The organism is Streptomyces sp. NPDC023527 (assembly GCF_055560115.1).
The window spans coordinates 1-12835 of sequence record NZ_JBVHJJ010000008.1 but is presented as its reverse complement, the minus strand read 5'-3'; the positions used below and the strand labels follow the sequence as shown (position 1 = coordinate 12835).

The 12835-nt window shown below is 71.5% G+C and carries 16 protein-coding genes; 7 read left to right on the top strand and 9 right to left on the bottom strand.

Annotated elements, in window-relative coordinates; all coding sequences use genetic code 11:
• Window positions 1-71 precede the first annotated feature (71 nt).
• Window positions 72-515, bottom strand: a complete 444-nt coding sequence (locus ACZ303_RS17200; RefSeq protein ID WP_467339696.1) for a CBS domain-containing protein — start codon at window positions 513-515, stop codon at window positions 72-74.
• 267 nt (window positions 516-782) lie between these two features.
• Here ACZ303_RS17200 and ACZ303_RS17195 point away from each other — a divergent pair, with 267 nt between their 5' ends.
• Window positions 783-2324, top strand: coding sequence for an MFS transporter (locus ACZ303_RS17195; protein ID WP_467339694.1), 1542 nt, complete (start codon window positions 783-785; stop codon window positions 2322-2324).
• Between the two features lie 141 nt (window positions 2325-2465).
• On the opposite strand, the gene ACZ303_RS17190 is transcribed toward ACZ303_RS17195, so the two are convergent.
• The 4 genes from ACZ303_RS17190 to ACZ303_RS17175 all read right to left on the bottom strand — a co-directional run bounded on the left by ACZ303_RS17190 (window position 2466) and on the right by ACZ303_RS17175 (window position 4933).
• Window positions 2466-2795: a thiamine-binding protein gene (locus ACZ303_RS17190; RefSeq protein ID WP_467339692.1), complete on the bottom strand. Its 330-nt coding sequence runs from the start codon at window positions 2793-2795 to the stop codon at window positions 2466-2468.
• A 55-nt stretch (window positions 2796-2850) separates the two neighbouring features.
• A complete protein-coding gene (locus tag ACZ303_RS17185; protein ID WP_467339690.1) occupies window positions 2851-3999 on the bottom strand; it encodes an MAB_1171c family putative transporter in 1149 nt (382 codons plus the stop codon).
• Window positions 3984-4517 carry a M48 family metalloprotease gene (locus ACZ303_RS17180; RefSeq protein WP_467339688.1) on the bottom strand — a complete coding sequence of 178 codons (534 nt, stop codon included), beginning with the start codon at window positions 4515-4517 and terminating at the stop codon, window positions 3984-3986. The genes ACZ303_RS17185 and ACZ303_RS17180 overlap by 16 nt, the downstream gene beginning before the upstream one ends.
• Before the next feature lie 290 nt (window positions 4518-4807).
• Window positions 4808-4933 (bottom strand): hypothetical protein, encoded by a 126-nt coding sequence (locus ACZ303_RS17175; protein WP_467339686.1) that lies wholly within the window; start codon window positions 4931-4933, stop codon window positions 4808-4810.
• Window positions 4934-5274: 341 nt separating this feature from the next.
• On the opposite strand from ACZ303_RS17175, the gene ACZ303_RS17170 reads away from it, so the two are divergent.
• Window positions 5275-6048: a hypothetical protein gene (locus tag ACZ303_RS17170; protein ID WP_467339684.1), complete on the top strand. Its 774-nt coding sequence runs from the start codon at window positions 5275-5277 to the stop codon at window positions 6046-6048.
• A 157-nt stretch (window positions 6049-6205) separates the two neighbouring features.
• Window positions 6206-7018, top strand: a complete 813-nt coding sequence (locus tag ACZ303_RS17165; RefSeq protein ID WP_467339682.1) for an SDR family NAD(P)-dependent oxidoreductase — start codon at window positions 6206-6208, stop codon at window positions 7016-7018.
• 97 nt (window positions 7019-7115) lie between these two features.
• On the opposite strand, the gene ACZ303_RS17160 is transcribed toward ACZ303_RS17165, so the two are convergent.
• Window positions 7116-7643: a phosphatase PAP2 family protein gene (locus ACZ303_RS17160; RefSeq protein ID WP_467339680.1), complete on the bottom strand. Its 528-nt coding sequence runs from the start codon at window positions 7641-7643 to the stop codon at window positions 7116-7118.
• Window positions 7644-7953: 310 nt separating this feature from the next.
• Here ACZ303_RS17160 and ACZ303_RS17155 point away from each other — a divergent pair, with 310 nt between their 5' ends.
• The 3 genes from ACZ303_RS17155 to ACZ303_RS17145 are packed head-to-tail and all read left to right on the top strand — an operon-like array spanning window position 7954 to window position 10090.
• Complete coding sequence (locus tag ACZ303_RS17155) at window positions 7954-8574, top strand: ATP-binding cassette domain-containing protein (protein WP_467339678.1); 621 nt, start codon at window positions 7954-7956, stop codon at window positions 8572-8574.
• A complete protein-coding gene (locus tag ACZ303_RS17150) occupies window positions 8571-9392 on the top strand; it encodes an ABC transporter permease (protein ID WP_467339676.1) in 822 nt (273 codons plus the stop codon). The genes ACZ303_RS17155 and ACZ303_RS17150 overlap by 4 nt, the downstream gene beginning before the upstream one ends.
• 29 nt (window positions 9393-9421) lie before the next feature.
• Window positions 9422-10090: a Rossmann-fold NAD(P)-binding domain-containing protein gene (locus tag ACZ303_RS17145; protein ID WP_467339674.1), complete on the top strand. Its 669-nt coding sequence runs from the start codon at window positions 9422-9424 to the stop codon at window positions 10088-10090.
• 115 nt (window positions 10091-10205) lie between these two features.
• Here the strand turns inward: ACZ303_RS17145 and ACZ303_RS17140 are convergent, their stop codons facing one another.
• Window positions 10206-10682, bottom strand: coding sequence for a hypothetical protein (locus tag ACZ303_RS17140; protein WP_467339673.1), 477 nt, complete (start codon window positions 10680-10682; stop codon window positions 10206-10208).
• Window positions 10679-11299 (bottom strand): TetR/AcrR family transcriptional regulator, encoded by a 621-nt coding sequence (locus ACZ303_RS17135; protein WP_467339672.1) that lies wholly within the window; start codon window positions 11297-11299, stop codon window positions 10679-10681. The genes ACZ303_RS17140 and ACZ303_RS17135 overlap by 4 nt, the downstream gene beginning before the upstream one ends.
• A gap of 119 nt (window positions 11300-11418) precedes the next feature.
• Between ACZ303_RS17135 and ACZ303_RS17130 the strand changes: the two genes are divergently transcribed.
• Window positions 11419-12195: an SDR family oxidoreductase gene (locus tag ACZ303_RS17130; RefSeq protein WP_467339670.1), complete on the top strand. Its 777-nt coding sequence runs from the start codon at window positions 11419-11421 to the stop codon at window positions 12193-12195.
• A 9-nt stretch (window positions 12196-12204) separates the two neighbouring features.
• Here the strand turns inward: ACZ303_RS17130 and ACZ303_RS17125 are convergent, their stop codons facing one another.
• On the bottom strand, window positions 12205-12648 hold the full coding sequence (locus ACZ303_RS17125; protein WP_467339668.1) for a GNAT family N-acetyltransferase: 444 nt from the start codon (window positions 12646-12648) through the stop codon (window positions 12205-12207).
• Window positions 12649-12835: the final 187 nt, after the last annotated feature.

The window sequence follows — 12835 nt, the reverse complement described above, 5'->3', positions numbered from 1 at the left end:
CCGATCCCGGACCGCGATCGCCGGGCGGGCCGGATCTCCCGGCTCGCCCGGCGATCGAGGGCAGGGGCAGGTCAGCCGGCGGTCGCGTAGACCCGGGCGGCGAATTCGGCGATCTGCTCGTCGCTCAGGTTCTTCGCGAGATCGGCCTCCGTGATCATGCCGCACAGCTTGTGGTCACCGCGGACATCGATCACCGGCAGGCGCTTGATCTGGTGGCGCTCCATCATCTCCAGCGCCTCGTTCGCGTCGGAGTCCGCGTCGATCCAGTGCAACGCGCCACCGAGCTGCCCGGCCCGCACCTTCGACGGATCGCGGTTGTCGGCGACGCACTGTACGACGATGTCACGGTCGGTGATCAGGCCCTTGAGGCGGTTGTCGTCCCCGCAGATGGGCAGGCAGCCGACCTTCAGATCCCGCATCATCTTCGACGCCTCGAACAGCGACTGGTGCTCCCCGACACACTGCACGCCCTTCGACATGATGTCGCGGGCCTTGAGCTGCTTCCTCGTTGCCATGATCGCTCCCGTCTCCCGTGCGGTGGCTCCGTCTTCCGTTCCTTCGGGCGTTCCCGTACGTGATCTTCTCTGTCGTGTTCCATGCGTGGTCTCCCTTCCATCGCAACACGGATGGCCCCGACCCGCCACGCGCCACCGGGCCCGCCCGGGCCGTCCACGCGACGGCTTCCGTCACTCGTTCGGGGCGGCCGGTGGCGGCGGCTGTTTTCCGGTCGCGCGCAGGGAAGGCTCCCAGCGGCCGGGTGGTGACAGATGCGGGGGACAGGGATGGACCGAAGACCTCGCCGACCGGTCCGGTGGCGGGCGGCCGCGGCCGTGCTGTGGCTGGGCCTGTTCACCCTCGGCGCGGACCTGACCGTCCTCGACGTCGCCGCCCCCGCCCTGCACCGCGACCTCGGCGCCGACCTGGCCCGTATCCAGTGGATCGTCGACGGCTACGCCCTGGCCGTGGGCGCCGTCCTGCCGGCGGCCGGCGCCGTGACCGACCGGATCGGCCACCGCCGCTCCTTCACTGGCGGCCTCGCTGTCTGCGCCCTCGCCGCCGCCCTCGGAGCCCTCGCCGACACCTCCCCGCAGCTGATCGCCGCGCGCTGCGGCATGGGCGCCGGTGCCGCCCTGGCCATGCCCGCCACCCTCTTCCTCGTCGGCGACCTCTTCCCCGAGCCCGCCGCGCGCCGCCGGGCGTTCGCCGCCTGCGCGGTCACCGGGGTCCTCGGCGGGCTGACCGGGCCGGCCATCGGCGGCTGTGTCATGGAACAGGGCTCCTGGCGCGGCTGCTTCTGGGCCACCGTCGCTCTCACGGCCGTCGCCGTCACCCTCACGCCCGTCCTCGTACCCGCGCCGCGCCGCCGGTCCCACGGCCCGCGCCCCGGCATCGCCGGGCTCGCCCTGCCCGCCACGGGCCTCCTCGCCCTGACCTGGGCGGTCATCGAAGGCCCGGCCCACGGTCGGACCCACGCGGCCGCCCTCACCGCCTTCGCCGTCGTGGCCCTCCTGCCGGTCTGCCTCCGGCGGTGGAGGGGCCTCGCGGCGCAGGGCGGCGGCGACGCCGACGGCCACCGCTCGCGCCGCCGCCCGGCGCTCCCACCGCCCCCGCCGCGCGACGCCCGGGTGAGCACCGGGACGGCATGCCTGACGCTGCTGTCCCTCGCGCTGTTCGGCGCGCTGCTCGTCCTCACCCTCTATCTGCAAGAGGTACTGGGCTGCTCCCCCTGGCAGGCGGGCGTGCGGACCCTGCCGTTGCCGGCGGCCCTGGTCGCCGGTGCCGTCGGCGCGCCCCCGCTCGTGTCCCGCTTCGGTGAGCGCCTTCCCGTCGTCCTGGGCCTGACGCTGGTCACCGCCGCCTTCGCCGTCCAGGCCGGCACCCGCGCGTACTCCGGCTACGGGCGTGCCGCCACCTTCGAGGTCATCGCCGGACTCGGCGCCGGACTGGCCGCCCGCGCGGCCGGCGAGGCCGTCCTGGGCGCCGTTCCCCACGAGCGGGCGCATCTGGGCCCGCTCCTCGACGCCACCGGCCGCCAGGTCGGCTCCGCCCTCGGCGTCGCCGTCCAGGGATCCGTCCTCGCCGCCGCCCTCACCTCGCGCCTCGACGCCCTCGGCGCCGGACCGGCCGGTCCGCTGTCGCCGCCAGCCGGCGTTGTCCCCGGACCGCTGCCGTTCGCCGTCCGGGAGGCGTTCGCCGCCGCCGTGACCACCACGGCCGCCACCGCCGCGACCGTCACCCTGGCCGCGACGGCCGCCGCCTGGTACTGGCTCCCTCAAGCCCGGTGCTCGGCGGAGCCGGCCACTGATGGGCTGTCAGCCGACTGAGGGCCGGGCCCGGGCGGCGGACGAACGAGCGGCCGTGGACGCCGGCGCGGCCTCCGCGGCGCCGAGGTCCGAGCGCGCTCGCACGGCGTCACACCCGCGCGTCCGGATCGGGCGTGCCGTGGGTGAGGCGGCCTTCACGTCTTACACGGAAGCGGCGCCCGGCTCGTCCGCACCGTCCCTCTCGGTCATCCGCTGCTCCAGCAGCGCGATCTTCCCGTCCAGCGGACCGGGCATGCCGGGCCACAGATCGGCCTTCAGCACCAGCTGGACGCGGGGCGCCCGCGCCGCGACGGCCTCGGTGGCCCGGCGGACGACGTCCATCACCTCGTCCCACTCGCCCTCGATCATCGTGTACATGGAGTCCGAGCGGGTCGGCAACCCCGACTCACGGATGATCTCCACAGCGTCGGCGATGTGGTCGGCGAAGGACTCCCCGACGCCGAGAGGGGTCAGGGTGAAGGCGACGAGCACGGCAGGACTTCCTCTTCTCGACACGGGCGCGGGGTCAAGGGGACGGGCGGAGGGATCAGGCGGACAACGAGGCCCGGTAGGCGCGCACGGCGGGGGAGCGGTAGGCGGACGCCACCCGCAGCAGGCTGCCGATCTCCTCGGCCAGGTCGTCCGCCCCCGGCCCGGCGAGATCGGCGGTCTGGGCCTGCGGCTCCTGCCCGGTCCGCCGGGCGTGCAGGGCGGCCGCCAGCCAGCAGGCCGTCACATGCGCCTCGACGAGCTCCTCGGGCACCGACCGGTCCCGCACGTGCCGGCGGACGACGCCCAAGGTGGCGGGCGGTACGTAATTGCGCAGCACGATCATCGCGTCACGGATCTCGATGACCCTGCGGTACAGGAGCAGTTGCAGCGGTACGGCCACCGTCCCGAGCCGGTTGCCCGGCCGCAGGACGACATCGGGGGTGGTCGCCGTCAGGTCCTGCCACAGCGGGTCCAGGCCCCGGTAGGACCTGCGGTCCGCCAGATGGGCCCGGATCCGCGCCCCTACCGGGAGCGCCGCCCCGAGTGCCATGAACGCGGCCTCGACACCCGTCACGGGCGAGAACAACGGGGCGAACACCGCCGAGCGCGTATGCAGATAGAACAGCTTCAGGATCCACAGCAGCGAGGCCAGCAGGATGCCGGTGCCGAAGAGCCGCAGGCCGTAACGGAGCAGCCGCGGTGTGCCGGTCCTGCCGTAACTCCAGCACACGAACCCGCAGGTGGTGTCCGCCGCCAGATGGAAGGCGAAGAACACCCACCAATAGGCGTCCGGCGCGCCGGGGATGTCGGGCGAGGGGGCGATCGCGTTACGGGCGTGCGGCGGGGCGCCGGCGTCCAGCAGCACCAGCGTCACCATCACCGCCGCGGCCGCGCCGAAGACCACGCCGCCGCGCCGGCGCCGGCCCGCCGCTCCGAAGATGAACCACAGCACGGCCGCCGCGTCCACGATGCTGAGCAGATGTGTGGTCAGGTCGACCCAGTGCGGGCCGGGCACGAGGCGGGCCAGCACCGCCGTCACCGGCTCCAGGTGCATGGACATCGCGAGCGCGATCATCACGACGGCGAACCACAGCGGCCGCTGCTCGCGATGGCGCACCCCCTGCGGGGCGCGCACCAGGGCCGCCGTCCACAGGGCGATGATGCCGGCGTTCTCCAGCCACTCGCCCTCTAACCAGCCGAACATGACGCCCCCGCGGTCCGGGCCGGCCGCAGCCCCATCGCCGACTCCAGGCCGCCCAGCATCCCCGACAGCGGTGTCGGAGCCGGTATGCGCCCGGCGGCTTCGAGGATCAGCGTGGCGATCATCTCGGCCTCCTGCTCCTGCTCGTCGCCGTAGGTGATCCGCGGCAGCATCCGGCGGACGGACCGCGGATCGGCGATGTCCAGATGCCGCGTGAGCTGGATGTCCTCAGCCACCGATCGGTGGTTGCACACCAGATGACCGATTTCGTGGACGATGATGTGTTCCTGGTGCAAGGGGCTGGTCTGTGCGTCGTAGAGGATGTAATCCTCCAGCTCGACCGACAGCAGCAGTCCCGACGGGGTGCCGGGGACCGTCGGTGTGGGAAGGGCGAGCAGCCGCAGGGGCCGGTCGCGTTCCTCCGCGAGGCGGGCGCAGAGCGCCTGGGCGGAGAACGGGTCCGGCACGGGAATCGAGCCGATCACCTTCTGACATCGGCGGCGCAGATTCCGCCAGTGCATCTCAGTCGTCTCTCCACGGTTCGCAGGGACGGGGGGACACCTCACCCGGTAGCCGCGCGCCGTCACGGTGTCACCGTCACACCGCGGCGGCCGCCGGCACGTACGCCGTTCACGCAGGCGCTACGGCTCCTTCGCTGCACCGTCTCCGAGATCTCGACCGGCAGCATCAGGAGCCCCCCTCGTACGTATGCCTGAGCCCGGTGTGATCGTAGATCGTTCCGCCCGGTCCGGCTAGGCCATCTCCCTCGGAACGCACGACAGTTGTTCCACGCATGTCTGTCGCATGCGGGCTACCGGCGGTATTCCGCGGGCCCGTAGGCGCGCCTGGTGCTCGGCCAGTCGATGCCGACGATGATGCCGCTCGCCCTCGACACGGCGAAGGCGCGCGGCGTCAGCGTCGCCGTCGACCTCGCCACCAGGGGCGGCCCTCGACTGGCGGTCGTCATCGACGGCGGGGCGGCGACGGTGACCCGGGACGCGCCGCCGCGCGCCTACGATCGCCGGCCCTTGAGCCCGGGGCCTCGCCCTCGATCCGCCGGGTGGCCTCGGTCACACGGCCGAGGGTTGTACGGGAACGCGTCTCGATTGCGCGCCTCTGGGATTGCGTGGCCGTCACGATTGCGGAGGCGGGCGCATTCCGTTGATACCGGGTCGGATACAGGCCGTATTTTCAGGGCTCACAACAGATTCCGCGTGTCACCGAACGAGTGAACTTCGCGTGGGGACGTTGTTCACCGACCAAGAGGGAAGCTGTTTCATGCGCCGCACCATCGTCCGCCGTACCGCCGTCGCCGCCTCCGCGATCTCCCTGGCCCTGCTCGTCGGCGCCTGCGGATCCGACGAGCCCGCCGCCGACACCACCCCCAAGGGCAAGGACGGGGCCAAGGAGAGCGCGGCCACCGGCCCCGCGGCCAAGGCCCTCTCGCAGGCCGAGCTGGACAAGCTCACCCTGACCGAGAGCGACCTGAAGGACCACAAGGTCGCCAAGGCCACCGAGGCGGACATCGCCACGGCGAAGGCCGTCACCGCCGACAAGGCCGAGTGCAAGCCGCTCGTCGACGTCATGGCGCTCCGGCCGGTGGGCGCGCCCGCCGCGTCCGCGCTCCGCAAGATCGTGGCCATGCCCCCGAAGCCGGCCGAGAACGCCTCGCCCGAGGAGAAGGCGAAGGCCGGACTGAACGCCCTCGGCGCGACGGTGACGGCCGACGCGCTCGGCTCGTACGAGGCCAAGGGCGCCTCGGACGCGTTCGCCAAGCTGCGTTCGGCGGGCCAGGCCTGCGCCGGTGGCTTCAACCTGGTGGCCGGCTCGGACAAGACGAAGATCACCAAGGTCGCCCCGGCCGCCTACAGCGGTGGTGACGAGGCGATCGCCTTCACCCTGACGCTCGACCTGGAGGGCGAGACCGGCACGGCTCACCTGGTGGCGGTGCGCAAGGGCGGCACGCTCGCGTCCTTCTACGCGCAGAGCCTCGCGGGCAAGGCGGAGCAGCCGAAGGCCGTCATCGACGCCCAGCTGGCCAAGCTCGGCTGACCACCGCCCGGCCGCACCACGTACCCCGTTCCGGAACCTCACCGGGGCGGGGTCGCGCCGTATCGGTGTCCGCCGACGGGGGGTTGACGGGGCGTCGGTAGCGGTGGCCGGCCCGGCTTGGGCGCATGAAATACGGAATGTGGTGTTCCGAGGGTAGATGTCTGATGGTGGCGGATGGGAGTATTCGGCCGTGACTGTTGATCATGGTGGCGCGGGTTTGTTGTCAGGCCGAGTGGTGTTGGTGTCGGGGGCGAGCAGTGGGATCGGCGCCGCCGCGGTGCGGGTGTTCGCGCGGGAGGGCGCCGCGGTCGTACTGGCGGCGCGGCGGGAGGACCGCCTCGCCTCGCTGGTGAACGAGGTGCGCGAGAGCGGCGGCGAGGCCGACTACGTCGTCACGGACGTGTCGCGGGGCGAGGACGCCCGGCGCGCGGTGGAGTTCGCGGTGGAGCGGTACGGGCGGCTGAACGCGGCGTTCAACAACGCCGGGATCGGCTGGGACCAATCACCCCTCCATCTCATGGGTGACGAGGTCTATGACCAGGTCATGGACACGAATGTGCGCGGCGTATGGAACCTGATGCGCCATGAGATCGCCGCCATGCTGGAGACCGGCGGCGGCGCGATCGTCAACAACAGCAGTGTCGCTGGGTTCCAGGCCATTCCGGCCGCGGCTCCGTACATCGCCTCGAAGCACGCCGTGATCGGCCTGACGAAGGCCGCGGCCGCGGAGTACGCCGGGCAGGGAATCCGCGTGAACACGGTGGCCCCCGGGACGACCCGGAGCGAGATCATCGAGGGCTGGTTCGAGCGCAACCCGGGCATGGAGAAGGAGCTCCACCGGGCGACACCGCAGGGCCGCACGGCGGCGCCGGAGGAGATAGCGGAAGCGGCGGCATGGCTGTGCAGCGACCGCGCGTCCTTCGTGACGGGCGTGGCGTTGCCGGTGGACGGCGGCTACACCATGGTGTGACGTCCACTTCGTCGCCGAGCGGTACGCGCCCCGCGCGCAGGTCGGACCGGCGCGACGAATCAGGTCGTGGACGGGGTGATCCGCGCCTGGATCCCGCTTACGGGCCGAAACACAACATGACGACGCATGTCGCTGCTCCTAGCACGGCACCCATGAGGACTTGGTCCAGTGTGTGGACGCGCAGATGCAGGCGGGACCAGCCGATGGATGCGACGAGAAGGTACAGCGAGGCCGAGCCGGGGCCCAGGTGGAGGGTGAGGAGAGTGACGCCGGCGGCTGCCGCGCTGGTGTGCAGGGAGACATTGCCGGCCCAGGTGCATGCGAGCAGGAGGGCTGCCAGCAGCGGGGCCGTGCTTCCCAGGGCCAGCAGTGGCGCGGGAGCTCCCAGGAGCCCGCAGATCAGCCATACGACTGCTGCGGCGACGGCGCTCGCACCCAGGAGCATCAGCCGGTGTCTGCGCTGACAAGGAACGGGGGCGGGCCACCATCCCAGGCGTGCGCCGGCACAGGCCAGGGCCGCACACAGCAGCGCCCAGGAACTGCTGCCGCACAGCCCCCACAGAAGGCCGTCGTAGTGGGGCCAGGTCGTATGCCAGCTGACTGCGCCGCCGGCAACGACCGGCATGACGGGAGGAGAGAAGTACAGGCTCAACTGCCGCGCCAGTCTCGTGCGGCCGGATCCTACGGTGATCATCGTCACGACAGGTAAACGAAACGGCCCTTGCGAAGTTCACTGCCGAAACGCGCCACGGTCGGCCCATTGTGAGCCTGCTACGACACCCAGGGCCCCGACGTACGCAGCGTGCACGACTGCCCGCCCACCGGGCGTGTCCTCCGTGTCCGGGCAGGCACCGTTCAGGCGTGTCCGCGTGCCGTCTGTTCCCGTTGTCCGGGCGGACGTTGATTGTGCGGTAGGTGGCGAGGGATGGAACGACATGGCACCAGACACGCGGCTGCACATCGGGGCCGTGCACAAGACGTACGGCCGACGGGCGGTGCTGCGCGGCGCCGACCTGACGGTGTCGGCCGGCATGCTCGCCGGTGTGGTGGGCGAGAACGGCTCGGGCAAGAGCACGCTGTTGCGCATCGCGGTGGGACAGCTCATGCCGGATCGCGGCTCCGTGCGGCGTTTCAGCGCGCTGGGGTACTGCCCGCAACGGGCGGTGGTCAATGACACGTTGACGGTCGCTCAGCATCTGCGGCTGTTCCAGGTCGCCTACCGGCTGCCCCGGTTGGATCACGCCTGGGAGTTGATGGACCTGCTCGGATTCGGCGGCGAGCGGCGCACCCGGGCGGGCGAGCTCAGTGGCGGCACCCGGCAGAAGCTCAACCTGACCTTGGCGCTCATGCACGATCCGCCGTTGCTGGTGCTCGATGAGCCCTACCAGGGCTTCGACTGGGACACGCACCAGCGATTCTGGCAGTTGGCAGGGCGGTTGCGCAGCAAAGGGCGCTCGGTGGTGGTGGTTTCCCATTTGCTGCACGACCTGCAGCACTTCGACACCGTCCACCATTTGCGCGACGGTCGCCTGCACGAGGAGGGAGTGCCGCGATGAGGTATCAGTGGACGGCGTTCACGGTGGCCTTCGGCTTCACGCTGACCGGTCACCTGCGCAACCGCCTTGCGATGACCATGATCGCCTTCTTTGTCCCGACTTGGATCTACCTGGTCCGTGTCACCGCTCTCAACAAGGACATCACCTTCAACAGCAGCGCGCTCGGCATCGACGTGGTGGCGTCGATGAACCGCACCATCCAGGTCTCCAGCTCCCTGCACGCGGTCACGGTGATCGCCGGTTTCATGATGTTCATGGCCACCTTCAGCGCCCGGGACATGGACCTGCGCCTGGTACTGGCGGGCTACCCCCGGCTGCAGTTGCTGGCCGCCAAACTTGGTGCCCTCCTCGTCGTCACGGCGCTGCTCACCTGTTACACCCTCGGCCTGCTGCGGCTGTCCTGGCCGCTGGCCCAACCCGGGGCAGTGGCCGCCGCCCTGGCAGCGGCCATCCTGGCCTACGGAGGACTGGGCATCATGACCGGCTACCTGCTGCGTAACGAACTGGAAGGATTCTTCGTCGTGGTGATGGCCACGCTGATCGATGTCGGCATGCAAAGCCCGGTTTCGAACCCGGCCGGGGACCAGGGATTTCTGAGTGCCTTGCCGCTGTACGGACCCGCGCAGGCGGCCCTGGCCGGCTCCTTCGCCCACACGGCCTCCTTCACCTGCGCGGCCCCGGCTCTGTACTGGTTCGCGGCCACCAGCCTTCTGGCCCTGCTCACCTTCTGCCTACGCACCCGCCACTACTACGGCCGGCTCACCACGGTCTCGTCGTCAGCCGACCTGTGCCTGCGGGTCGACTCAAGTACGATCTGACAAGGCATGGCCTGGCAAACTGGACGCCTGTGCCCGCACGTTGGGCAGAGACCTGCGGACGGGCCGAGGAGGCCGTCCATGCCTGTCACTCCTCGCGCCGGCAGGTATCGCTCGCCGACGGCAGGGGATGGTCGGGTGGCTCCTCTGTCGCTTCGGCGGCTTCGGTCGCGAGGCAGGGCCGGGCGCCGCATGGCCATCTGCTGCCCGCCCTGCTGAACGCGCCCCGGCCGCGGGTGGTGAACGTCTCCTCCGTCCTGCACTGGCTGGGCCGGTGCCGCACCAACCGTCCGCACCTGCCCCGGCGCTACCACCGATGGCCGGCCTACTTCGACTCCAAACTGGCGAATCTGCTGTTCGCCCAGGGACTCGCGACGTGGGCGCGAACCCGCGAGCTGCCGTTGCACGCGATCGCCGCCCATCCCGGCCTGGTCAACACCACTCTCGGCTCCAGCGCGCTGCACGCCGACGGCCGGCACGTCGAGGCACGGCTGCTGGAGTGGGTGCAGGCGCGATGGCACCCTCCTTCGCAGGCGGCCTGGCCGCTGGTGCGAGCAGCAACGACCCGCGTGTCAGCAGCGGCGAATTCCTCGGCCCGGGCGGGCGGTTGGAATGGTCCGGTCTCCCCGTGCGAGTACCCGCGCGACGAGCGCGTGACGCCGATGCCGTCGAGCGACTGTGGCGGCTGTCCCAACGACTGACCGACCACGCCTTCCCGTCCTCAGGGCTGTCCACCTCATGGGAGCAACGCCCATGACGACACCGCGTCCGGCCGCGATCAGGCCCGCCGGCCGCCGGCAGCGATTCCTGCGCGTACTAGGTGGCCGGGCAGGAATGTCCGTAGTCCGAGACGCCGAGGACGTTGAGTACGGGCTCGTCCCCGTCCAGGAGCTCGAACGTGAAGACCGCTCCATGCGCACCGGCGGTCAGCGACACCTGGTCGCCGAAGGTGAGCGCCTCGTAGGGCTGCCAGGGGCACCCCCGCTCCTCCAGCGCGGCGACGAGCCGCGACCGAGTAACCGATGCCGGCAGGACCCGTATCCCGGAGCCGTCCGGATCCGGCAGCTCGATGACCTCGCGCCACGCCTGGACGCAGATGGTGTGGACGGTGCGGCACCGGCAGACGCCGAACTCCAGGTCGCCGTACGCGAACAGGCCGGGCGGCTCGTCGCCGGGCAGCCCCGTGTCCCACGGATCGCCCAGTGCCGCCACCACGTCGGACATCCGCAGGCCGCAGTGGACGGAGCCGTAACGGCCGGTCTGCGCGACCTCGGTGAGCAGATCGAGTGTCATGAGGAGCTCCTTCGCGGTGCTTCGCCGACGCGCAGGAACGCCAGCGCCCGCCGGGTCACCGCCAGCACGTCCTCCGGATCGTCCTGTCGGGCCCAGTGCTCCATGGCGGTGGTGATCGCCCCGATCACGGTGGTGGCCAGCAGGTGCGTTTCGAGGCTGTCCGCGGGCCGGCCCGTACGGGGTGCGAGCACTGGCAACAGCCGGTCCCGCATCTCCTGCCCGGCCGCCAGCCAGCGCATCCGGACGGCCGGCACGGTGCCCATCACGCGGATCAGCCGGCGCGCCTGCTCGGCGTCGGCGAGCCGCCGCTCGGACACCGGGGTGGTGAACGCCGCCTCGACGGCCGCGGTGAGCGGCTCGTCGGCGGGGCGGGCCGCCAGCTGATCGACGAGTTGGCCGATGCCCGACGTCAGGACGGGGGTGAGGGCGTCCTCCTTGGCCGGGCAGTAGCGGTAGAACGTACGCAGGGAGATGCCCGCCTCGCCGGCGATGTCCTCGACGGTCGTCGCGTCGTAACCGCGCTCGGCGAAGAGCCGCGCCGCCGCCTCCGCGATCTCCAGCCGGGTGTGTTGCCGCCGCCCCTCGGTCAGTGTCGGCCGCCCTCGGGTGGCAGTCATCCCATCTCCTCGTAGTCGTACGTGGGACCTCATGTTGTCACGGAAGGATTTTATGGCACGTCGTGCCAAAAAGAGACGGTGACACGGCCACCGCCGGAAGGCACCTGAAGGAGCCGACCATGCCCCGCACTTACCTCGTCACCGGAGCCGCCTCCGGCATCGGCAGGGCCATGGCGGTCCTCCTGCGCGAGCGGGGCCACCGCGTGATCGGCGCGGACCTCAAGGGCTGCGACATCGACGCCGACCTGGCCACCGCCGAAGGGCGCCTCGAACCCGTCGAGAAGACCGGGGAGTTGACCGGAGGCCGCCTCGACGCCGTCATCGCCTCCGCCGGCGTGGGCCACTTCGAGCCGGTCACCGTCCGGGTCAACTACTTCGGCACGGTCGCCGTCCTGGAGGGCCTGCGCCCCCTGCTCGCCGCCGGTACGCGGCCGCGCGCCGTCGCCGTCTCCTCCGTCGCCGCCGTCCACCCGCACGACACGGCGATGGTCGACGCCGCCCTCGCCGGCGACGAGGCCGCGGCCGTCACCGCGGCCCGGGCCGCTGTGGACCGCGGTGAGGGTCATGTGATCTACGGTTCGTCGAAGAAGGCGGTGGCCCGCTGGGTCCGCCGCACCGCCGTCACCGCCGACTGGACGGGCACGGGCATCGCCCTGAACGCCGTCGCCCCCGGCATCGTCCTCACCCCCATGACCGAGCCCATGCTCGGCGACCCCGCCATCCGCGCGATCGCGGACGCGAGCGTTCCCATGCCGCTGCACGGCCACGCGACCCCGCGGCAGGCCGCCCACCTGCCGGCCTGGCTCGCATCCCCCGAGAACACGCACGTCACCGGCCAAGTCGTCTTCCTCGACGGCGGTGCCGACGCCGTCCTGCGCGGCGCCGACACGTTCTGAGGCCCCTGCTCAGTCCAGCGGCTTGGCCAGGATGTACTCGGTCACCCCCGGCGGATAGTCCGGCACCTCGCCGACCACCGTGTACCCCTGCCGCCGGTAGAAGGCGGGGGCCTGGAAGTCCCAGGTCTCCACCCGTGCGTACCCGCATCCGCGCTCGTCACGGGCGGTCCCCTCGGCCCGCCGGAGCAGATCGGCGCCCAGCCCGCGACCTCGGTGGCGCGCGTCGACCCACAGCAGCTCTATATGGAGCCACCGCCCCCACGTGCGACCGGTGACCCCGCCCACCACCGAGCCGTCGGCGTCCAGCGCGTACAGCTGGAGCGGAACCTCGTCCTCGGCCGGTGTGCCCCGCAGAGCGGCCATCGGCGGGGAGGCGGCCGCATTGCTCTCGCCCAGCCGCTCGCCGAGCCAGTCCTCCCGCTCCTTGCTGACCGCAGTCTCGAATCGCCACATGGACCAGAGCCTACGAGCGCGCAGCGCACCCCCTGATCCCCCTGCTGTCACCGCACACGCTGTGTGCACGTGATCTTGCGGAGGGGTAGGGGGAATGGCCTCCGGTGTGAGGCCGGGCATAGGGCCCAGATCACGTACGAAGGGGCGTAGTGGGCGGGGTGGGGGACCGCTCGCCGGGGGGTGGGGG

Excerpts from the sequence above, each read along its gene's own strand:
- ACZ303_RS17160 (WP_467339680.1), bottom strand. The coding sequence starts at position 7,643 with ATGCCGGTCGTTGCCGGCGGCGCAGTCAGCTGGCATACGACCTGGCCC.
- ACZ303_RS17195 (WP_467339694.1), top strand. The coding sequence starts at position 783 with ATGGACCGAAGACCTCGCCGACCGGTCCGGTGGCGGGCGGCCGCGGCC.
- ACZ303_RS17155 (WP_467339678.1), top strand. The coding sequence starts at position 7,954 with ATGGCACCAGACACGCGGCTGCACATCGGGGCCGTGCACAAGACGTAC.
- ACZ303_RS17140 (WP_467339673.1), bottom strand. The coding sequence starts at position 10,682 with ATGACACTCGATCTGCTCACCGAGGTCGCGCAGACCGGCCGTTACGGC.
- ACZ303_RS17130 (WP_467339670.1), top strand. The coding sequence starts at position 11,419 with ATGCCCCGCACTTACCTCGTCACCGGAGCCGCCTCCGGCATCGGCAGG.
- ACZ303_RS17170 (WP_467339684.1), top strand. The coding sequence starts at position 5,275 with ATGCGCCGCACCATCGTCCGCCGTACCGCCGTCGCCGCCTCCGCGATC.
- ACZ303_RS17125 (WP_467339668.1), bottom strand. The coding sequence starts at position 12,648 with ATGTGGCGATTCGAGACTGCGGTCAGCAAGGAGCGGGAGGACTGGCTC.
- ACZ303_RS17150 (WP_467339676.1), top strand. The coding sequence starts at position 8,571 with ATGAGGTATCAGTGGACGGCGTTCACGGTGGCCTTCGGCTTCACGCTG.
- ACZ303_RS17180 (WP_467339688.1), bottom strand. The coding sequence starts at position 4,517 with ATGCACTGGCGGAATCTGCGCCGCCGATGTCAGAAGGTGATCGGCTCG.
- ACZ303_RS17135 (WP_467339672.1), bottom strand. The coding sequence starts at position 11,299 with ATGACTGCCACCCGAGGGCGGCCGACACTGACCGAGGGGCGGCGGCAA.
- ACZ303_RS17200 (WP_467339696.1), bottom strand. The coding sequence starts at position 515 with ATGGCAACGAGGAAGCAGCTCAAGGCCCGCGACATCATGTCGAAGGGC.
- ACZ303_RS17165 (WP_467339682.1), top strand. The coding sequence starts at position 6,206 with ATGTCTGATGGTGGCGGATGGGAGTATTCGGCCGTGACTGTTGATCAT.
- ACZ303_RS17185 (WP_467339690.1), bottom strand. The coding sequence starts at position 3,999 with ATGTTCGGCTGGTTAGAGGGCGAGTGGCTGGAGAACGCCGGCATCATC.